Raw genomic sequence first — 21008 nt, forward strand, 5'->3', positions numbered from 1 at the left:
ATTGGCTGATCTATCAGCGCAAAGCCGCGATGGCATCCACCGACTCGCGAATCAACGCCGGGCCTTTGTAGATAAAGCCGGAATAGAGTTGCACCAGGCTGGCGCCGGCAGCGATCTTCTCGGCTGCGTGCTTGCCTTCGGTGATGCCGCCCACGGCGATGATCGGCAAGCGCCCCGCCAGTTCAGCGGCCAGTACCTTGACGATATGGGTGCTCTGGTCCCGCACCGGCGCGCCCGACAGGCCGCCCGCTTCGTCACCATGCGCCAGCCCTTCAACGCCGACGCGGCTTAAGGTGGTGTTGGTAGCGATCACCGCATCCATGCCCGAATCCACCAGGGCCTGGGCGACCAGCACGGTTTCTTCATCGCTCATGTCCGGGGCAATCTTGATGGCCAACGGCACGCGCTTGCCATGGCGCACGGCCAGGTCTTCCTGGCGCTGGCGCAAGGCTTCGAGCAATTGCTTGAGGGAATCACCAAACTGCAGGCTGCGCAGGCCTGGCGTGTTGGGCGAACTGACGTTGACCGTGACGTAGCTGGCGTGGGCGTAGACCTTGTCCAGGCAGGTCAGGTAATCATCCACGGCGCGCTCGACCGGCGTGTCGAAGTTCTTGCCGATATTGATGCCGAGAATGCCTTTGTACTTCGCGGCTTGAACCCGCGACAGCAAGTTATCAACGCCCAGGTTGTTGAAGCCCATGCGATTGATGATTGCCTCGGCTTCGGGCAAACGGAAGATACGCGGCTTCGGGTTACCCGGTTGTGGCCGTGGCGTCACGGTGCCGATCTCGACAAAGCCGAAACCCAGTTGCGCAAAACCGTCGATGGCCGCGCCGTTCTTGTCCAGACCCGCAGCCAGCCCGACCGGGTTGGGAAAATCGAGCCCCATCACCGAAACCGGCATTTTTGCCGGTGCCTTGCATACCAGACCATTGAGCCCCAGGCGGCCACCGGCACCGATCAAGTCCAGGGACAGATCGTGGGAGGTTTCCGGGGAGAGTTTGAACAACAGCTGGCGGGCCAGGGTATACATGGGCGGGCTAGACTCGGATGGCGGCGAAAGGTGGCGCGATTATAGCCGGGGTGGCACGCCGGGTGCGAGGCGTGCCGTCCATTCGTCACTGGCGATGTGCAACCAACGCTTCATACTGCGCCCAGATTTTTTCTGCATAACGCAGGCGCAATGCCTCACGCTCGGGTGCCGGCCCGGCATTATAGGACCCCACGGCTGTCCAGTTGTAACCGAAGCGCTGGATGAAGTCGGCCAGGATCGAAGCCCCCACCTCGATCGATAAACACGGCTCAGTCAGCAACCTTTCCTCGGTAATCCCCTGCTTGGCCAGACGAGGCAAGTGCATGCTGTTGATCTGCATCAGGCCAATGTCTCGCGAACCATCGCTATTACCCGGGTTCATCGCGCCCGCGCGTGCGCCCGACTCCACCACAGCAATGGCTTTCAACAGCTCCGGCTCAATGTCATACCGGCCGGCGACTTCCTCCCAACAACTGGCCCAGGCCGGGTAGCTGCCCATCAGCAGGCACAGCAGCAAGCCTTTGCGCAAACGCTTAATCATGGTTCACCTGGCCACAGGCCGAACAGATGCGAGGCACACACGCCTGCCCGGGCAGCCGTTGGGTGTGTTGCCGAACGGTGACAGCACAGGTAAAGCGATACCCCCTGCCATAGATCGTCTTGATAAAGCCTTTGTCTTCTCTCAAGTGCTTGCGCAATTCATAGATACAACGGGTGAGCGACTCTTCCGCAACCTCGCCACGGGACCAGGCCTGCTCGAGTAAACGGTCCTTGGTCATCAGCACACCACCGGATGCCAACAGCAACCGCAGCACCTGCCACTCCTTGGGTGGCAGCTGAATATCCACACCCTCACCCGTTAACCGGCCATCAACATGCAAGGTCCATCCGGCAAAAAACCACGAGGCTGCCAGTTCTTCATTCGCGAGGGTCATATTCACCTCTGTACCTGATCTACTGACATTGATTACCTTGTTTCCAGAAACGGTCGATACGCCAACCCCGCGACTATAGAAAGTCGGCCCCTGAACAACGCTAGGGAAAAGCCCATGTAATCGAGGCTTTGTGTGCGTATCGCGTAGGACTTTTCGCCATTACCGGCAACGAACACTCAGGAAAGCGTTGATAGGCGTTCAGAAAGTTATTGGATGTCAGAGGTTTCGCGGTTTTCGCGCACAAATGCGCGTTGCACACGCTCATATTGACTTTGCGTCAGCGGCGGCGGCCCGATAGCACCCGCCAGCATCCGCGGCTCTGCACCAACCGCCCGGGCCTGGATCACAAACAGCCGTACCTCGGCGCGCCGACCGGAACCCACGCCGCCCTCACGTTCAAACGCGCCCAGCCACAGTCGCTTGCCCTGAGGCACGCGCACCACCGTGTTGATTCCCACCCGCCCTACTGCCCCGACCGAGCCTGGCTCGAGTTTGCTGTCCAGTTGACGGCCATCCTCAAGGGTCAGCTGCATTTCAATCTGATTCGCTGCCGCAAAGCGTGGTAGCACGCTGGCTTCGGTGCCATACCCAACGGGCTCCCACTTGCCGCTGTCAGCACCAGGCTTGGGCAGGTAAAAAGTATGCTTGTCCTGGAAAACCGCTGGAACATTCTCTTGGGTAAGCAGCACGGGGAACGCGGTGATCCTGGCTTTGCGTCGCCGCTCAAGAACACCGAGCTGTGCCATCAAACGGCTGTCATCCAAGGGCTCCAGCACCCGCGTCACGGAGGCTCCGGTGCCGGTTTCCTGAGCCCAGGCCACGCCCATCTTGTCGAGTTCTCTACGGTCTACATCGATCTGCCACAGCGACACTTCGATTGGTCGCTTGGGCTTGTCCAACTCCGCCACCAGTTCCTCTATCACCTTGACCTGATCAGGCTTGCCCTTGATCAGCAAGCTGTTGGAGTCCGGGTAGGCCATCACCAACAGGCTCTTGTCAGCCAGCAAACCCGGAGGGCGCTGCCTGGCATCCTTCTGCTCGATAGCCAGCAGGTTCTCGATCATCGTGGCCATGCCCGGTACATTGACCTTGTCGTCACCCATGACGTACTGACGGTCTGCCACATGGGTGTTGAACACCTGCACCACACCGAAGGCCTGTTTACCGACACGCACTTCGGTGCGCGGCCTGTCCATCAGTTGGGCCAGGTGCAACACCTGGTTCACATAATTAGGTGGCCCGGACACATAGAACGTGCGCGCGCCGCTCTCTCTGAGCGGATAACGTGATTCATCAAGCCCCGAACGGCGCATGAACCCGCGCAACCTGTCGACCGGAATGTGCCGCAGCGCAACCGCCGAGCTTTTTGCTTCGCTGGCGTCATACAGGTAAAGCACCTGCCCGTCGCTGTACCAGATCAGGCCCTGCTGCTCGGCGACGGTCGCAAGGGTCTGCTGCGCAGCCTCCAGATCGAAGGTGCCGCAAATGCGTTTACGCGCCGCTTCGCGGCTGACAACGACCGGCACCCCCAAAGAATGCGACAACGCACTGAAAAAGGTATGCAGGCTTTCATCCCGGGCTTCGTAGCTTGCGCCCCAGGCGCAGGCATTGGCCCACAGCAATGCACCGCACAGCAGCCAGCGGCATAGCCAGGGAGAGCTCATCGGTGGTAGCTCATCAGGGTCGGTGAATCGATAGGCAACTTGGGTGTTCCTGGCAGTCGGGCGCAAAGAAGCGGCCATACTGAAAGGCACTCGAGTTTCAATCTTGATGGAAAGGTGACGGCAGGTTCCGTCCGCCTCCCCGTGGCATGTGCCTTGCTACGGACTCTGCATCAAAGCTCGCGCCAACGTCGGAGCAGGCTTACAGACAAAGGCGTCGTTACCCGGCAATGGCTTGTACTGCCATGCGAAGGAGCGATGCTTTTTTTTTGACAGAAAAGGTAGGTGTTGATGAACGACTCGGTCGGCAACAGCCCGGTGAACACCCCACTGGCGTGGGTCAACGGCAGTGACGCCCCGGAAAAGAGCAGCCTGGACCTGGGTTTCATGGCACTCACCGACTGCGCTTCATTGGTGGTCGCCGCCACCCAGGGATTTGCCCAACCCTACGGCCTGACGCTGAACCTCAAGCGCCAATCCTCCTGGGCCAGCCTGCGCGACAAACTGGTCAGCGGTGAACTGGACGCCGCCCACAGCCTGTACGGGTTGATCTATGCCGTACACCTGGGCATTGGCGGCGTGGCGCCCACCGACATGGCGGTACTGATGGGGCTCAACCAGAACGGCCAGAGCATCAACCTGTCCCACGGCCTGCAACAGCAGGGCGTGACCACTCCTGAGGCACTCGACCGCCACGTGCACCAAAGCCGAACAAAGCTGACGTTCGCCCAGACATTTCCCACAGGCACCCACGCCATGTGGCTGTATTACTGGCTGGCGAGCCAAGGCATTCACCCGTTGCAAGATGTAGACAGTGTGGTGGTGCCGCCACCGCAGATGATCGCGCACCTGCAAGCCGGGCGCATCGACGGTTTTTGTGTCGGTGAGCCTTGGTGCGCCAGCGCGGTCAAGCAAAACCAGGGGTTCACCCTGGCCACTACCCAGTCGATCTGGCCAAACCACCCAGAAAAAGTGCTCGGCTGCACCCAGGCGTTCGTCGATCACTACCCAAACACCGCCCGCGTACTGGTTATGGCGATCCTCGAGGCCAGCCGTTTTATCGAACAAAGCCAGGAAAACCGCCGCTCCACCGCACAACTGCTCAGCGCTCGCGAGTACCTCGATGCCCCGCTCGACTGCATCGAACCCCGCTTGCTGGGGGCTTATGACGACGGCCTCGGCAACCAGTGGCAAGACCCGCACGCCCTGCGCTTTTTTGCTGATGGCGAGGTGAACCTGCCGTACCTCTGCGATGGCATGTGGTTCATGACCCAGTTTCGACGTTGGGGCCTGCTGCGCGAAGACCCGGACTACCTGGGCGTGGCTCGCCAGGTGCAGCAACTGGACCTGTATCGCCAGGCCGCGACTGCCGTTGGCGTCCCGGCCAACGCCCAAGACATGCGCAGCAGCCTGTTGATCGACGGCAAGATCTGGGACGGCTCCGACCCCGCCGCCTACGCCCGCAGCTTCCGCCTGCATGCCCTGGCGGACCTTACCAGCCGCCAGGCACTGCGCTGACAGGACCACGACTATGTTACGAATCCTGTTGATCAACGACACCCCGCGCAAGGTCGGGCGCCTCAAAGCCGCTTTGACCGAGGCCGGTTTCGAGGTGATCGATGAGTCCGGCTTGACCATCGACTTGCCGGCGCGCGTCGAAACGGTGCGCCCGGACGTGATCCTGATCGATACCGAGTCACCCGGTCGCGATGTGATGGAGCAAGTGGTGCTGGTCAGCCGCGACCAGCCGCGACCCATCGTGATGTTCACCGATGAGCACGACCCCAATGTGATGCGCCAGGCGATCAAGTCAGGGGTCAGCGCCTACATCGTCGAAGGCATTCAGGCCCAGCGCCTGCAGCCGATTCTCGACGTGGCCATGGCCCGCTTTGAAAGCGACCAGGCCTTGCGCGCCCAGCTCCAGGCCCGTGACCAACAGTTGGCCGAGCGCAAGCGCATCGAGTTGGCCAAGGGCATGCTGATGAAAATGAAGCACTGCAATGAGGAAGAGGCCTACACCCTGATGCGCCGCCAGGCCATGAGCCGCCAGCAGAAATTGATCCAGGTGGCCGAGCAGATCATCGCCATGAGTGAGCTGCTCGGCTGAACTGGCGCAGCTCTTGCTAAGCACTTATTACAGGTAGCCAACGGCGGTTGCCCCTTTTACGACAAAGACGTCGCCCATCCGGTTTGCACTCGCGAACTCGATGGCGGCGTTTTTTTTCGTTTTGGCCCCGGCGATTGGGGCCAACAGGCCTTCTGACAAGACCCCCAACCGTTGAGGTGCGTGATGAAATCAAGCTTCTGGAAATCCGGGCACACCCCGACCCTGTTTGCCGCGTTCCTGTATTTCGACCTGAGCTTCATGGTCTGGTACCTGCTGGGGCCACTGGCGGTGCAGATTGCCGCCGACCTGCACCTGACCACCCAGCAACGCGGCCTGGTGGTGGCCACGCCAATCCTGGCAGGCGCGGTGCTGCGCTTTTTGATGGGCATGCTGGCCGACAAGCTGTCACCCAAGACCGCCGGGCTGATCGGCCAGGTGATTGTGATCGCCGCCCTGTTCGGCGCCTGGAAACTCGGCATCCATAGCTACGAGCAAGCGCTGTTGCTGGGCGTGTTCCTGGGCATGGCCGGTGCATCCTTTGCAGTCGCCCTGCCCTTGGCCTCCCAGTGGTATCCGGCTGAGCACCAAGGCAAGGCCATGGGTATCGCCGGCGCCGGCAACTCCGGCACCGTGTTTGCCGCCTTGCTGGCGCCGGTACTGGCCGCCGCATTTGGCTGGAGCAATGTGTTCGGCTTCGCGCTGATCCCGCTGGTGCTGACACTGATCGTGTTCGCGTGGCTCGCGCGTAATGCGCCCGAGCGCCCGAAAGCCAAGTCCATGGCCGACTATTTCAAAGCCCTGGGCGACCGCGACAGCTGGTGGTTCATGTTCTTCTACAGCGTGACGTTCGGCGGCTTTATCGGCCTGGCCAGCGCCCTGCCCGGCTACTTCAACGACCAGTACGGCCTGAGCCCGGTGACCGCCGGCTACTACACCGCCGCCTGTGTGTTTGGCGGCAGCTTGATGCGCCCATTGGGCGGCGCGCTGGCCGACCGCTTCGGTGGGATTCGCACCCTGCTCGGCATGTACGGCGTGGCAGCGATTTGCATCGCCGCCGTGGGTTTCAACCTGCCAAGTTCCTACGCCGCACTGGCGCTTTTCGTCTGCACCATGCTCGGCCTCGGTGCAGGTAATGGCGCGGTGTTCCAACTGGTGCCCCAGCGTTTTCGCCGCGAAATAGGCGTGATGACCGGCCTGATCGGCATGGCGGGCGGCATTGGCGGCTTTGCCCTGGCGGCAGGCATGGGCGCGATCAAACAGAGCACCGGCAGTTATCAGCTGGCCTTGTGGTTATTTGCCAGCCTTGGCGTGTTGGCCTGGTTCGGCCTGCACGGCGTCAAGCGTCGCTGGAGAACCACGTGGGGCTCGGCCGCCGTGACCGCCGCACGCGTCTGATGAGCCTGCAACTGAGCGTCGCCCAGGCCAGCGCCATCGGCCCGCGGGCAGAAAACCAGGACGCCCTGCGGGTGGTCACGCCCATGCCGGAACTGGCCGCAAGCAAGGGTTACCTGTGCGCCATCGCCGATGGCGTCAGCCAATGCGCCGACGGTGGCCTGGCCGCCCGTTCAACCTTGCAGGCGCTGGCCCTGGACTACTACGCCACGCCGCAAACCTGGGGCGTGGCCCAGGCACTGGAGCGACTGTTACTGGCACAGAACCGCTGGTTGCAGGCCAACGGTGGTGGCCAGCCGCTGCTGACCACCCTCAGCGCCCTGGTATTTCGCGGCCAGCGCTTCACCCTGGCGCATGTGGGGGATTGCCGGGTGTATCGCTGGCTGGACGGCGAGTTGCAGCGCATCACGCAAGACCATGTGTGGGAACAACCGGGCATGCAGCATGTGCTCAAGCGCGCCCTCGGCCTGGATCAGCACCTGGTGCTGGACTTTCTCGACGGTGAACTGCGCGAAGGCGAGTGCTTCCTGCTGCTCAGCGATGGCGTGTGGGCCACGTTGGGCGACCACAGCATCAGCGCGATCCTGCGCGAACAAACCAATCTCGATGTGGCGGTGAACACGCTCGTCAGTGCCGCACACCTGGCCGCCAGCCAGGACAATGCCAGCGCGCTGCTGGTGCGTATCGACCAGCTAGGCGCCGCGACCCTGGGCGATGCGCTGGTGCAGTTGCAGCAATGGCCGCTGCCACCGCCCCTGAAGGCCGGGCAACGCTTTGAAGGCTGGCAGGTTGAAAGCCTGCTGGCGCAAAGCCGACAGTCATTGCTGTACCGCGTGCGCGATGCCCAGCAACAAGCTTGGCTGTTGAAAACCTTGCCGCTCAACCGCGACGATGACAACGACGCCGGCCAAGCCTTGCTGTCGGAAGAATGGTTTCTGCGACGAGTGGCCGGGCGCGCGTTTCCTGAAGTGCATGCGGCCAGTGGGCGTCAGCATTTGTACTACGTGATGCGTGAATATTCGGGGCAGACCCTCGCGCAGCTGTTCCAGCAACGAGGCCCGCTGCCCTTGGCGCAATGGCAGTCCATTGCCGAGCGTTTGCTGCGGGCAGTGGGCCTTCTGCATCGACGGCAGATCCTGCACCGTGACATCAAGCCGGAAAACCTGCTGCTGGGCGATGATGGCGAATTACGCGTGCTGGATTTCGGCCTGGCCTACTGCCCGGGGCTTTCCGAGGACCGCGCCCATTTGCTGCCCGGCACCCCAAGTTTTATCGCGCCCGAAGCCTTCAGTGGCGAACGTCCTACGCCGCAACAGGATTTATACAGTATCGGTGTCACGCTCTATTACCTGCTGACCGGGCATTACCCCTACGGTGAAATCGAAGCTTTCCAGCGGCCACGTTTCACCCAGCCCGTCAGCGCCAGTCGTTACCGCCCCGATTTACCGGACTGGTTGCCGTTGAGCCTGGAACGCGCTGTGGCCGCACAGCCCGCAGAACGTTATGAAACCGCCGAGGAATGGTTGCTGGTGCTGGAACAGGCCGACCGCCGTGAATTGAGCGTACGACCCAAACCGTTGCTGGAGCGCGAGCCGCTCAAGGTCTGGCAAACCCTGGCGACCGTCTCGCTGCTGGTCAATCTGGTGCTGCTGTACTGGCTGCTGCACCACTAGGGGGCGAATTCCCACGCAATATCGATGGGAATCCCAATAAAACGGGCGTCCGGCGACTTGGCACAACCGCTGCATTAGCTTCATCAACAACTCACATATAGCCGCCCCTTCAACGTCGAAGGGTCGAGCTTCCCGAGAGAACGGGACCGGACAAAGGTGTCCTCGCCAGGTAACTGGTGGGGGCGCCTTTTTTTGTTTGCGCACGATTTGTCGAGCCATTGCGGAGAACGACATGAAGAAACTCAAACTGGTGATGATCGGCAACGGCATGGCCGGGGTTCGCACCCTTGAAGAATTGCTCAAGCTGAGCAGCGACCTGTACGACATCACGGTGTTTGGCGCCGAGCCCCACACCAACTACAACCGCATCCTGCTGTCACCGGTGCTGGCCGGCGAGCAGACCTTCGAAGAGATCGTGCTCAACGACCTCGACTGGTACCTGGACAACCACATCAAGCTGTTGCTCAACCGCAAAGTGGTGCAGATCGACCGCGTAAGACGCATCGTCATCGCTGAGGACGGCAGCGAGGCCGAGTACGACCGTCTGTTGATTGCCACCGGCTCGACGCCTTTTATCCTGCCAATCCCCGGCAATACCTTGCAGGGTGTGATCGGCTACCGCGACATCGCCGACACCCAGGCCATGATCGACACCGCCAGGACCCACAAGCACGCGGTGGTCATCGGCGGCGGCCTGCTCGGCCTGGAAGCCGCCAACGGCCTGATGTTGCGTGGCATGCACGTGACCGTGGTGCACATCGGCGAATGGCTGCTGGAACGCCAGCTGGACAAGACCAGCGGCCAGTTGCTGCAAACCGAACTGGAAAGCCGTGGCCTGGTGTTTCGCCTGTGCGAGCAAACCCAGGCCCTGCACGACGCCGGCAATGGTCGTGTCGGCTCGGTGCAGTTCAAGAATGGCGACATCATCCCCGCCGACTTGGTGGTGATGGCCGCCGGCATCCGCCCCAACACCGAACTGGCAGAGAAATCCGGCATCCCCTGCAACCGAGGGATTCTGGTCAATGACACTCTGCAAACCTACGACCCGCGCATCTATGCCATCGGCGAGTGCGCCAGCCACCGTGGGATCGCCTACGGCCTGGTGGCGCCGCTGTTCGAACAGGCCAAGGTCTGCGCCAATCACCTGGCCCAGTTGGGCTTTGCCACTTACAAAGGCTCGGTGACCTCGACCAAGCTGAAGGTCACCGGTATCGACCTGTTTTCCGCCGGGGATTTCATGGGTGGCGAAGGCACTGAGACCATCACCCTCTCCGACCCGATTGGCGGCGTGTACAAGAAGCTGGTGATCAAGGACGACATCCTGGTTGGCGCGTGCCTGTACGGCGATACCGCCGACGGTGGTTGGTATTTCCGCCAGATCCGTGAGAACCACGCGATTGGCGAGATTCGTGATCACCTGATGTTTGGCGAAAATGCTTTAGGCGATGTCGGCCACCAAGGCCAGGACAAAGCCATGAGCATGGCAGACAACGCTGAAGTCTGCGGCTGCAACGGCGTGTGCAAAGGCACCATCGTCAAGGCGATTCAGGAACACGGGTTGTTCAGCGTTGACGATGTGAAGAAGCACACCAAAGCCGCCAGCTCCTGCGGATCCTGCGCCGGGCTGGTGGAACAGATCCTGATCAACACCGTGGGCGGCGCCGCCGACGTCAAACCCAAAAGCGAAAAAGCCATCTGCGGCTGCAGCGACCTCAACCATGGGCAAATCCGCCAGGCGATCCGCGACCAGCACCTGCTGACCATCGCCGGCACCATGAGCTACCTGAACTGGCGCACCCCCAACGGCTGCGCGACCTGCCGCCCGGCCCTGAACTATTACCTGATCTCCACCTGGCCCGGCGAGGCCAAGGACGACCCGCAATCGCGCCTGATCAACGAACGCGCCCACGCCAATATTCAGAAAGACGGCACCTACTCCGTAGTCCCACGGATGTGGGGCGGCGTGACCAATCCGTCGGAGTTGCGGCGCATTGCCGATGTGGCCGACAAGTACAACGTGCCAATGGTCAAGGTCACCGGTGGCCAGCGTATCGACCTGCTGGGCATCAAGAAACAGGATTTGCCCGGTGTGTGGAAGGACCTCGACATGCCCTCCGGCCACGCCTATGGCAAATCCATCCGCACCGTGAAGACCTGCGTAGGCAGCGAGTTCTGTCGCTTTGGCACGCAGAACTCCACGCAGTTGGGTATCGAGTTGGAGCACGACCTGTTCAATATGTGGTCGCCGCACAAGGTCAAGCTGGCGGTGTCCGGTTGCCCACGCAATTGCTCGGAAGCGGGCATCAAGGACGTCGGCATTATCGGCGTCGACTCCGGGTGGGAGATGTACATCGGCGGCAACGGCGGGATCAAGACCGAAGTCGCGGAGTTTTTCGTCAAGCTGAAAACTGCCGAAGAGGTGCGTGAATACAACGGCGCGTTCCTGCAGCTGTATCGCGAAGAGGCTTTCTACCTCGAGCGCACCGTGCATTACCTGCAACGGGTAGGCATGGAGCACATCAAGAAAGCCGTTCTGGAAGACCCGGCCCGGCGCCAGGCCCTCAACGAGCGCCTGCAATTCTCGCTGTCATTCGAACAAGACCCGTGGAAAGAACGCCTGGAACAGCCGCTGCTGAAAAAGGAATTCGAGGTCATCCCCGTCAAACAGCTGGAGGTGTCGGCATGAACTGGCTGGATATCTGCGCCCTCGATGAAATCAACGCCCTGGGCTCGCGCATCATCAATGGGCCAAAAGGCGATATTGCGATTTTTCGTACCAGTGACGATGAGGTTTTCGCTCTTGATGACCGCTGCCCACACAAAGGCGGGCCACTGTCCCAAGGCTTGATCTACGGCAAGCGCGTGGCCTGCCCGCTGCACAATTGGCAGATCGACCTGGCGTCGGGTGAAGCCCAGGCGCCGGACATCGGCTGCGCCCATCATCACCCCGCCCGCGTAGAAAACGGCCGGGTGATGCTGGCCCTGCGGGACGCCGGTTGATGAACCGCCAGACCACCGCGTCCACCTGCTGTTACTGCGGCGTGGGTTGCGGCGTGCTGATCGAGCATGACGGCGTGCAGATCCTGGGTGTGCAAGGCGACCCGAACCACCCGGCCAACTTCGGCAAGTTGTGCAGCAAGGGTTCGAGCCTGCACCTGACCGGCGACCTGACCGCCCGTGCCTTGTACCCGGAACTGCGCCTGGGCAAAGGCCTGTCCCGCGCCCGCACCGACTGGGACACCGCCCTGGACCACGCGGCCAACGTGTTCGCCGACACCCTTGCCGAACATGGACCGGACAGCGTGGCGTTTTACATCTCTGGCCAGTTGCTGACCGAGGACTACTACAGCTTCAACAAGCTGGCCCGCGCGCTGGTGGGCACCAACAATATCGATAGCAATTCGCGGCTGTGCATGTCTTCGGCAGTGGTCGGCTACAAGCGCAGCCTGGGCGCCGATGCGCCGCCGTGCAGCTATGAAGACCTGGAGGCAAGTGATTGCGTGATGATCGTCGGCAGCAACATGGCCTACGCCCATCCGGTATTGTTCCGACGTCTTGAGGAAGCCAAGGCGCGGCGCCCGCAGATGAAAGTGCTGGTGATCGACCCACGGCGCACAGACACTTGCGATTTGGCCGACCTGCACCTGGCGATCCTGCCGGGCACCGATGTGGCGCTGTTCCATGGGATCTTGCACCTGTTGCTGTGGGAAGACTGGATCGACCGCGACTTTATCCAGGCGCATACCGATGGGTTGCTCGAGTTGAAGCGACTGGTGCATGACTACACGCCGCAGATGGTCACGCAGTTGTGCGGCATCAGCGTCGAGCAGTTGCGCGTGTGTGCAGAGTGGGTCGGCACCTCCGGCAGTTTTCTCTCGCTGTGGTGCATGGGGCTCAACCAGTCCACCGCCGGCAGCGCCAAAAACAGTGCGCTGATCAACCTGCACCTGGCCACCGGCACCATTGGTCGGCCGGGTTGCGGGCCGTTTTCCCTGACCGGCCAACCGAATGCCATGGGCGGGCGCGAAACCGGCAGTTTGTCGAACCTGCTGCCGGGGCATCGCGAGGCGGCCAACCCTGAGCACAGGGCTGAAGTCGCGGCCTATTGGGGCGTTGAATCGTTGCCGGCGCCTAGCGGGCTGACGGCTATCGAACTGTTCGAACAGATCCAGGCCGGCAAGATCAAGGCCGTGTGGATTGCCTGTACCAACCCCGCGCAATCCTTGCCGGACCAGAACAGCGTGCGTGCGGCATTAGCGGCCTGCCCGTTCGTGGTGTTGCAGGAGGCTTTTCGCACCACCGAAACCGCCGCCTACGCCGACCTGCTGTTACCCGCCGCCAGTTGGGGCGAGAAAGAAGGCACGGTAACCAATTCCGAACGGCGGATTTCCCACGTACGCCGCGCCATCGACCCACCCGGGGAAGCACGGCCGGACTGGGCGATTACCGTGGATTTCGCACAGCGCCTTGAGCGACGCTTGCGTCCGGGGTTGCCGAGTTTGTTCGCCTTCGAGCAACCGGCGCAGATCTTTGATGAGTACAAGATGTTGACCCGTAACCGCGACCTTGACCTGTCGGGAATCAGCCATGCTCTGCTCGATCAGCTCGGCCCGCAGCAATGGCCATTTCCCGCGGGCGCACAAGCGGGCACGCCGCGCCTGTACACCGAGGGTGTGTTCCCGACAGACAGCGGCCGCGCGCACTTTATCGCCGACCCTTACCGCGCCGCCAAAGAACAACGTGACGCGCGCTTCCCACTGACCCTGATCACCGGGCGCCTGCGCGATCAATGGCACGGCATGAGCCGCACCGGCACAGCCGCGCAGTTGTTCGGGCACGTCAATGAAGCACTGCTGAGCCTGCACCCGGATGAGCTGCGTCGGCACCGTTTCAAAGAGGGCGATCTGGTCAGCCTGAAAAGCCGTCGTGGCAGCGTGATTATCGCCGTCAGCAGCGATGACAGCGTGCGCCCGGGCCAGGCATTCCTGCCGATGCATTGGGGTGATCGCTTTCTCAAGGGCGGTGTTAATGCCCTTACCCAGCCGGCGTTCGACCCCTTGTCGAAACAGCCCGAACTCAAACACAGCGGCGTGCGCCTGGAGCCAGTGCAACTGCCGTGGCAGCTGTTCGCGCTGATCGAAGGAAATGTGCAGCAACACTTTGACGCCCTACGCCCGCTGTGTGAGGGCTTTGCCTACGTCAGCTTGAGCCTGGCCGGGCGTGAACGGCCGGCTCTTCTGGTGCGCGCAGCCCATACCGAGGCGCCCGACTTGCAACTGTTAACCCGTATCGACGAACTGCTGGGCCTCAATGACGGCCCGGTCATGGCCTATGACGATCCGCGGCGTTCGATTGGCAAGCGGGTAAAAATCGAAAAAGGCCGCATCACCGCGCTGCGCCTGGCCGGCGAAACCCTGGCACGGCATTGGTTGCAGCGTTTGTGGCTGGAAGGCCGTGCCGACGATCAACTACGGCGCTGGCTGCTGGCGCCACTCAGTGCACCACCGGGCGGCGCGGCAGCCAGCAGTAAAATTTTGTGCAACTGCAAGAACGTCAGTGAAAGCGCGGTATGCGCCGGTATCGGCCGTGGCCTGGACCTGGCCGGGCTTAAGCAGGAACTGGGCTGCGGCACGCAGTGCGGCTCTTGTGTACCGGAAATCAAACGTCTTTTGGCCAGCACGTCGCTGCCAATCGCAATCAGTGTGTGAGGGGATAAACATGAGCGCAAAAGTCTGGCTGGTAGGCGCAGGCCCCGGTGATCCGGAGTTGTTAACCCTCAAGGCGGTACGCGCCCTGCACGCAGCCGATGTGGTGCTGATCGATGATTTGGTCAACCCGAGGGTGCTGGAGCACTGCCCGGACGCTCGGGTGATAACCGTGGGCAAGCGCGGCGGCTGCCGTTCGACACCCCAGGATTTTATCCACCGCCTGATGCTGCGCTATGCGCGCCAAGGCAAATGCGTGGTGCGACTTAAGGGCGGCGACCCGTGTATTTTCGGCCGGGGCGGCGAAGAAGCGCTGTGGTTGCGTGAACGCGGGGTTGAGGTGGAATTGGTCAACGGGATTACCGCGGGCCTGGCAGGTGCAACGAACTGCGATATTCCCCTGACGCTGCGCGGGGTCAGCCGCGGTGTGACGCTGGTCACTGCGCATACCCAGGACGACAGCAGCCTGAACTGGCGTGCCTTGGCCGAGGGCGGTACGACATTGGTGGTGTATATGGGCGTAGCGAAGCTGGAGGAGATTCGTCAGCAATTGCTGGAGGGCGCAATGGCAGCGGATATGCCGGTGGCGATGATCGAGAACGCCTCATTGCCTCAGCAACGCGAGTGCCGCAGCACTCTGGCGCACATGCATACCGATGCACAGGTATTTGCTCTGAAAAGCCCTGCAATCCTGGTGATCGGCAGTGTTGCTGGCGCAGGGCAAGCCGCCTCTATTACTGTGTCAGCCAGCGCCTGAGGTAAATTTCAGGCAAAAAAAAGCCCGGCCTAAGCCGGGCTTTTTTCTACCACTCAGTAATTACTGAGCTTGAGCTTCAACCGACGCTTCTACGCGACGGTTAACAGCGCGACCAGCTTCAGTTGCGTTGTCAGCAACTGGGCGGGATTCGCCGTAACCTACCGCGGTGATGCGGCTAGGAGCAACGCCGTCTTTAACCAGGACTTGCTTAACAGCGTCAGCACGACGCTGGGACAGCTTCTGGTTGTAAGCGTCTGGACCGATGGAGTCAGTGTGACCAGCAACTTCTACGTTGGTAGCTGGGTACTGAGCCATGAAGTCGGCCAGGTTTTTCACGTCGCCGTAGCTGTTAGGCTTAACAACCGACTTGTCGAAGTCGAACTTAACGTCCAGCTCAACACGAACAACCTGAGCAACTGGAGCTTCTGGCTCTGGAGTTGGCTCTGGAGCTGGTGCTGGGGTAGGAGCTGGAGCAGCTGCGCCAGCGTTACCGCCGAAGTTCACACCCAGGCCGACCAGTGCGGAGTAGTCCCACTTGCCGTTGTCCAGTGCGTAGTCAGCTTCAACACCGGCACGAGCGTACACGTTGTTGGTGAAGTAGTACTTCACGCCAGCGCCGGCGATAGCCAGGGTGGACTGGTCGCGACCGCTGTGGCCGTCAGCTTTGACGTTGCCACGGCTTTGGTGGCCGAAACCGCCTTCTACGTATGGACGCAGGCTGTCAACGCCAGCCTGGCCGAAGTGGTACTGAGCAGTCAGGCTGCTAGTGTCGCCACCGATCTTCTGGCTGCCAGTACCGTCGTTCGAACGGGTGTGGTTGGTTTTGTCGTAGGACAGGTTCAACGACAGGTCGTCGGTCAGGAAGTAACCAATGCGAGCGCCTGGGTTGAAGCCGTCTTCGATGTGCTTAACGCTATCGTTGTACTGCTTCTTGTAGAACAGCTCGCCTTCAACTGCGCCTTGGCCTTGTGCCAGTGCGCCGAAAGAAGTAGCGGCAATAATAGAACCAATGGCAAAGCCCAAGGTGTTTTTCAGTTTCATCCGTTAAATCCCCATCTGGTGATTGTAAAGCAGTCCCACAAACCGGGGGACAACTCGGCGACAAGTCTAACAGAACTTGCCTACACGTAAGAGATATTTGCCACGCACTAAGTTTCAGTCTCGCCCGCAAATTTCTCACGTAATTTATCAAGAGCACGCTTGTAACGCATTTTTGTAGCACTCAAACCCATGTGCATGATGTCAGCAATTTCCTGAAACTCCAGCTCTGCGACAAATCGTAGCACCAGAATTTCCCGGTCAATCGGATTCACATGCACCAACCAGCGATCAAGTCCTGCCTTTTCCTCGGGTACCGGCGCCTTTTCTTCAGACGCTTCCTCAAGGGGGTCCAGACTTAAAGCGTCCATCAAGCGACGCTTTCGCCGTTCCTTACGATACTGCGTGATGCACTCGTTGTACGTGATGCTATAGAGCCATGTCTTGAACTTCGATTTGCCCTCGAAGTTCTTCAGGCCGTACAGCACCTTGAGCATCACTTCCTGACAGACATCATCCGCATCTCTATCGTTCCCTAAATACCTTGAACAAACGTTGAACAGAGTGCGTTGATACCTGCGCATCAATTCTTCGTACGCGCGTGTTACGTGAAACAGCTCCGTGTGCGAGCGCGCGACCAACTCCTCATCAGAGAGCTCACGGGGGTCATAGCGCGTGGACAGCGTTTGGGCTTTATTCAAAACAAGTCGTGCCGACAGTCAGGTCAATGTCCGCTACAGCCCGGTCTCCCGGGTTTGCGGCGGCGTACATTAGCAGGATTTGCCGGGTTAGCGGCTACTGACCTGCTGCTCGAGGAGAATCCGATTGGACAGCGATACCAGCTCACCGTCATCGGTCAGCACCGTCGTCTTGACCGTGCCGATCTCCTCGATTTGCCCTTCGACCTCGCCCACACGCACCTGTTGCCCAACCTGATACAGCTCACGCACATAGATTCCCGCAAGAATCTGACCGGCAATTTCCCGGCTTCCCAAACCCATGGCCAGCGCAACTGCCAGACCAACGGTAATCAAAACAATCACAATCACGTGGTTTAGAAGGTCAGTTTTGACCTCCAGCTGGCTGATCGCGACGGAAATACTGATGATGATCACCAGCCCCTGGGCAATTCGCCCCAGGCCCGCAGCATAGTCCAACCCCACGCCTTCAGCAGCACCGCGCACCAGCCCGTTGGCCAGTTGCGCCAGTAAAACACCTACCAGCAACACCAGCGCGCCGCCGAAAACCTTCGGCAAATACAGCGCCAGCATGTCGAGCGTAGCTGAAACTCGCTCAAGTCCAAGGGATTGAGCCGCAGAAACCAGAAAAATAAGCAGAACGAACCAATAAACGATCTTACCGATGAGGGTTGAGATCGGCACTTGCAGCCCTGCACGGCCTAGCAGCTTGGTCAGGCCGGTGCCCGCCATCAAGCGATCCAGCCCCAATTTTGCGAGCAATTTGGACAGCAGGGTGTCGAGCAACTTGGCCACGACAAAGCCCAGCAACACCAAAACCAGAGCACCAAACAGGTTGGGAATGAAATTCGCCACCTTGGTCCACAATGCGGTCATCGCGGTGACCAGGCTCTGGGTCCAGAGATCAAGTTCCATATTCAATCAGCCTTATCAGCAGTGCGAGCAAGAGGTTTACGACGCGAAACCGGCGATACGTGGGCCGAACCATTGTTCAGGGCCATCATCAACGCCGGCAACCAACGACCCAGCAGACCGAACAGGTCACCCGCCCCTACCTGACGGTTGGCGGTTTTCAACACGCGGCCCAGGCATGCATCGTCATCACGGTTGGATGGCGACGCATTGAGCATGTCACGCAAAGACTGTTCGAACGGATCGTGCATAAAGACCTCTCGCAAGTGAGTTAAAAGACGAGGGTTAAATTCTTTGGGTCACATGTGCCCCTGCCTGTGTTCAGGTCATATTCAGGTCAAACCCAGCGCAATCGTCGAAATAGCCACCATTGCCCCAGTGCTACCGAGACCATCAACAAGCAGGCAATCACGAATCCATAGGGGCTGGCAGAGAACGGAATCCCGCCCACATTTATACCCAGCAAACCGGTCAGAAAACTCATCGGCAGGAAGATCCCGGTGATGATCCCGAAGCGGTACATGGTGCGATTCATGCGTACGCTCAAGCGCCGGTCTTCGGCCTCAAGTACCAGCCCCACGCGCTCCCGGGTCAGTTCGAGCTCTTCCAGGTAGCGCGTCAGGCTGTTGTTCAATTCGTTCCAGTAGTCAGCATCGTCATCACAAAACCACGCTAATTTGATCCGCGTCAGTTGGGCAAAAATATCCCGCTGCGGCGCCAGGAAACGCTTCAATCCGGCAGCCCGTCGACGGATCTGCAAGACGTTGCCGTGCTCCGGAGTATACCGTTCGTCGGCATCGAGTTTTTCTTCCTCTAAATCGACGACTTCGGACAGGTCGGTGACCAGATCCTGCACTTTATTGGTCAGGTACTGCGCCATATAAAGGATGAGTTCAGAAGCGGTTTTTGGCCCTTTGCCCTCAGCCAGTTGCACCAGCAGCTCATCGGTAGCCCGCAATGGGCGCAAGCGCAGGGAAATCACGCGACTGGCTGCCGCGAAAATACGCACCGAGACCATGTCTTCCGGCTCGGCGCCAGGGTTGAGGTTGACTCCGCGCAGAAACAACAGCAATTCGCTGTCCGGCAGCGGCAACAGGCGCGGTCGGGTGTTTTCCTCCAGCAACAAGTCGCAGGCAAATTCGCTCAAACCGCTGGATTTACGCAACCAGGTCTGGGTCTGTGGATGGCTGCGATCCCAATGCAGCCACAGGCTTTCCTGGGGCTGCAGCTGCAAATCATCGAGCTCAGTCCGGGCAATCGAACGCGCACCGCCTTTACCGTCCAGCACCAGGGCATGCACCAGCCCCCATTGCGCGTTTTCTTCCTCGAACATCCTCACCCCTTTCGGCTACTGCGGTTTATTCAGGCATTTTCAGCGGGCTTGGCGAAACGATCACGCCATTATTGTCGGCGTAGACGTACTCACCAGGGCGGAATGTCACGCCGGCAAACGTCACCACCACGTTCAGGTCGCCAATGCCGCGCTTGTCGGTCTTCATGGGGTGAGGCGCCAACGCCTGCACACCCAGGTCTGTCTGGGCGAGGACGTCGACATCACGCACGCAACCGTAGATCACCAACCCTTCCCAACCATTTTTTGCAGCTTTCTCGGCGATCATGTCGCCCAGCAGCGCGCGACGCAGGGAACCGCCGCCATCGACCACCAGCACTTTGCCGGCGCCTGGTTGGTCGGCCTGTTCCTTGACCAGCGAATTGTCTTCGAAGCACTTGATGGTGACGATTTCACCGCCAAAGGAGTCTCGGCCACCGAAATTACTGAACATCGGCTCAACTACCTGCACCAGCTCCGGGTAGGCGTCGCACAGATCGGGCGTCACGTAATGAATCATCGGGAAACTCCTGTCATCAAGGAAGAGGTCGAACATCCCACGGTGTACATCAGAAAAACGCGTCACAACGGCTGAAGTTTAAGCGCTCACCCCTCAGCGGCGGCCATGATCAGACCCACGCCATCGCAACGCAATAGCGACTGCGCGACTGAATATGACCAGAAGCGTTTGACGCGTCATATCTTAGCCGCAACCTCTCTGGAGTGAAACGCCCTTGGCAGAGCGGTTATGCTAAACCGTTGCAGCTACTTGGGGCTCTGCTGCGAATAAAGGTGTCAGTGGATCTTTCAGCCATTGCGCCATCAACGGCCACACTTCGGCCTGCGCGGCCTTGCTGACCAGCATCTCGACGTGCCCGAAATCCCCGCTGAAGCCTTGCTTGCGCCCCAGGCACAGGTATTGGCGGTGTTCAGAGCCAACTTGTTCGAACAACTTGCGACAAGCCCAGTCCGGGTCCTGTTGATCGCCAGCAGCGCTGACCGCCAGCAGCGGCACGTCGACATCGGCCAGGCCTTTCCACCAGTCCTGCTTGCCATCGCCAAAACGACCGAACAGGCCGTTCCAGCGCATGGCTTCGATCATCACGCCCGCCGGCTCGTCCTCGGGGCCGCGTTTGAGCCGTACACCGGATACTTCACCAAAGCGTTTCAAGAGCAAACGGCCGGTCCACTCCAGCGGCGGAATCTTCAACGGCCAGTGGGTGCGGCTGACCTGGCAGCCAAACAGGGCTACCGACGCCACGGCTGGCGCGCCAAGGTGCTGACCGCCCAAAGCCGCTGCCAAGGCAGTGCCGCCCAGGGAGTGGCCGATCCAGTGCGGGATTTGTGCGCTTTGCTCACGGACAAACGCGCCGATCGCCGGCAAATCGTAACGCGCATAATCGGCGACGCGGTTTCTGGCGTAATCCTGATTGCGCTTGGACAGGCCATGGCCGCGCATTTCCGGGATCCACACATCAAACCCCTGACGCGCCAGGTAAGCGCCCAGGCCGATACCTTTGGGCGAATACCAGAAGCGCCGATTGGAAAAACTGCCGTGCAATAAAATTACCGGCGTGCCCCGGTTTTCCGGGACATCTGCCAGGCCCAAACGGGTCACAGCCAGCTCAACGGTGCCGTCGGGGCTGTTGCCGGGTTTGAGGCGGTACACATCTTCACTCAGGTCGCCACGACGTTCAGCGCTGATCAAGGCGACGGGAAATAGGTTGCTGCTGCTTTGCATAATGCTCTTGCACAAAAAAGGGCGGC

Annotated in this window: 19 protein-coding genes; 8 read left to right on the forward strand and 11 right to left on the reverse strand. The window is 60.4% G+C overall.

The window, feature by feature from the left end:
* Nucleotides 1-13: 13 nt before the first annotated feature.
* The 4 genes from HX790_RS08415 to sctC form a co-directional block, all read right to left on the reverse strand.
* Nucleotides 14-1033, reverse strand: coding sequence for a quinone-dependent dihydroorotate dehydrogenase (locus HX790_RS08415; protein ID WP_017134772.1), 1020 nt, complete (start codon nucleotides 1031-1033; stop codon nucleotides 14-16).
* An 85-nt stretch (nucleotides 1034-1118) separates the two neighbouring features.
* Nucleotides 1119-1574, reverse strand: a complete 456-nt coding sequence (locus HX790_RS08420) for a transglycosylase SLT domain-containing protein (RefSeq protein ID WP_099548806.1) — start codon at nucleotides 1572-1574, stop codon at nucleotides 1119-1121.
* Nucleotides 1567-1968: a winged helix-turn-helix domain-containing protein gene (locus tag HX790_RS08425; RefSeq protein WP_017134770.1), complete on the reverse strand. Its 402-nt coding sequence runs from the start codon at nucleotides 1966-1968 to the stop codon at nucleotides 1567-1569. Before HX790_RS08425 ends, HX790_RS08420 begins: the two co-directional genes overlap by 8 nt.
* Nucleotides 1969-2174: 206 nt before the next feature.
* Entirely contained in the window at nucleotides 2175-3632 is a 1458-nt protein-coding gene (gene sctC / locus HX790_RS08430; protein WP_099548804.1) for a type III secretion system outer membrane ring subunit SctC, read from the reverse strand.
* Nucleotides 3633-3920: 288 nt separating this feature from the next.
* Between sctC and HX790_RS08435 the strand changes: the two genes are divergently transcribed.
* From HX790_RS08435 to cobA, 8 genes are all read left to right on the forward strand, one after another.
* A complete protein-coding gene (locus HX790_RS08435; protein WP_099548803.1) occupies nucleotides 3921-5147 on the forward strand; it encodes a CmpA/NrtA family ABC transporter substrate-binding protein in 1227 nt (408 codons plus the stop codon).
* A gap of 13 nt (nucleotides 5148-5160) precedes the next feature.
* Nucleotides 5161-5736 carry an ANTAR domain-containing response regulator gene (locus HX790_RS08440; RefSeq protein WP_053257467.1) on the forward strand — a complete coding sequence of 192 codons (576 nt, stop codon included), beginning with the start codon at nucleotides 5161-5163 and terminating at the stop codon, nucleotides 5734-5736.
* A gap of 183 nt (nucleotides 5737-5919) precedes the next feature.
* Nucleotides 5920-7131 carry a NarK/NasA family nitrate transporter gene (locus tag HX790_RS08445; RefSeq protein WP_058422064.1) on the forward strand — a complete coding sequence of 404 codons (1212 nt, stop codon included), beginning with the start codon at nucleotides 5920-5922 and terminating at the stop codon, nucleotides 7129-7131.
* On the forward strand, nucleotides 7131-8801 hold the full coding sequence (locus tag HX790_RS08450) for a bifunctional protein-serine/threonine kinase/phosphatase (protein WP_176991505.1): 1671 nt from the start codon (nucleotides 7131-7133) through the stop codon (nucleotides 8799-8801). Before HX790_RS08445 ends, HX790_RS08450 begins: the two co-directional genes overlap by 1 nt.
* 232 nt (nucleotides 8802-9033) lie before the next feature.
* Nucleotides 9034-11487 (forward strand): nitrite reductase large subunit NirB, encoded by a 2454-nt coding sequence (gene nirB / locus HX790_RS08455; RefSeq protein ID WP_017134765.1) that lies wholly within the window; start codon nucleotides 9034-9036, stop codon nucleotides 11485-11487.
* Complete coding sequence (gene nirD, locus HX790_RS08460) at nucleotides 11484-11801, forward strand: nitrite reductase small subunit NirD (protein ID WP_017134764.1); 318 nt, start codon at nucleotides 11484-11486, stop codon at nucleotides 11799-11801. The genes nirB and nirD overlap by 4 nt, the downstream gene beginning before the upstream one ends.
* Nucleotides 11801-14509: a nitrate reductase gene (locus tag HX790_RS08465; RefSeq protein ID WP_176991428.1), complete on the forward strand. Its 2709-nt coding sequence runs from the start codon at nucleotides 11801-11803 to the stop codon at nucleotides 14507-14509. Before nirD ends, HX790_RS08465 begins: the two co-directional genes overlap by 1 nt.
* 10 nt (nucleotides 14510-14519) lie before the next feature.
* Nucleotides 14520-15263: a uroporphyrinogen-III C-methyltransferase gene (gene cobA, locus HX790_RS08470; protein WP_169984969.1), complete on the forward strand. Its 744-nt coding sequence runs from the start codon at nucleotides 14520-14522 to the stop codon at nucleotides 15261-15263.
* Between the two features lie 60 nt (nucleotides 15264-15323).
* Here cobA and HX790_RS08475 read toward each other — a convergent pair whose 3' ends face one another.
* From HX790_RS08475 to HX790_RS08505, 7 genes are all read right to left on the reverse strand, one after another.
* Nucleotides 15324-16304 carry an OmpA family protein gene (locus tag HX790_RS08475; protein ID WP_017134761.1) on the reverse strand — a complete coding sequence of 327 codons (981 nt, stop codon included), beginning with the start codon at nucleotides 16302-16304 and terminating at the stop codon, nucleotides 15324-15326.
* 107 nt (nucleotides 16305-16411) lie between these two features.
* On the reverse strand, nucleotides 16412-17002 hold the full coding sequence (sigX, locus tag HX790_RS08480) for an RNA polymerase sigma factor SigX (protein ID WP_017134760.1): 591 nt from the start codon (nucleotides 17000-17002) through the stop codon (nucleotides 16412-16414).
* 87 nt (nucleotides 17003-17089) lie between these two features.
* Nucleotides 17090-17914 (reverse strand): mechanosensitive ion channel domain-containing protein, encoded by an 825-nt coding sequence (locus HX790_RS08485; protein ID WP_003193288.1) that lies wholly within the window; start codon nucleotides 17912-17914, stop codon nucleotides 17090-17092.
* A gap of 2 nt (nucleotides 17915-17916) precedes the next feature.
* On the reverse strand, nucleotides 17917-18162 hold the full coding sequence (locus tag HX790_RS08490) for a hypothetical protein (RefSeq protein ID WP_005790375.1): 246 nt from the start codon (nucleotides 18160-18162) through the stop codon (nucleotides 17917-17919).
* Nucleotides 18163-18248: 86 nt separating this feature from the next.
* Nucleotides 18249-19244 carry a zinc transporter ZntB gene (locus tag HX790_RS08495; protein WP_138814349.1) on the reverse strand — a complete coding sequence of 332 codons (996 nt, stop codon included), beginning with the start codon at nucleotides 19242-19244 and terminating at the stop codon, nucleotides 18249-18251.
* Between the two features lie 25 nt (nucleotides 19245-19269).
* Complete coding sequence (rraA, locus tag HX790_RS08500; protein ID WP_169985266.1) at nucleotides 19270-19758, reverse strand: ribonuclease E activity regulator RraA; 489 nt, start codon at nucleotides 19756-19758, stop codon at nucleotides 19270-19272.
* 234 nt (nucleotides 19759-19992) lie between these two features.
* Nucleotides 19993-20982 (reverse strand): alpha/beta fold hydrolase, encoded by a 990-nt coding sequence (locus HX790_RS08505; RefSeq protein ID WP_017134757.1) that lies wholly within the window; start codon nucleotides 20980-20982, stop codon nucleotides 19993-19995.
* Between the last annotated feature and the right edge of the window lie 26 nt (nucleotides 20983-21008).

Origin of the sequence: Pseudomonas sp. IPO3747 (genome assembly GCF_013385245.1) — a bacterium.
Taxonomy (GTDB): Bacteria; Pseudomonadota; Gammaproteobacteria; order Pseudomonadales; family Pseudomonadaceae; genus Aquipseudomonas; species Aquipseudomonas edaphica.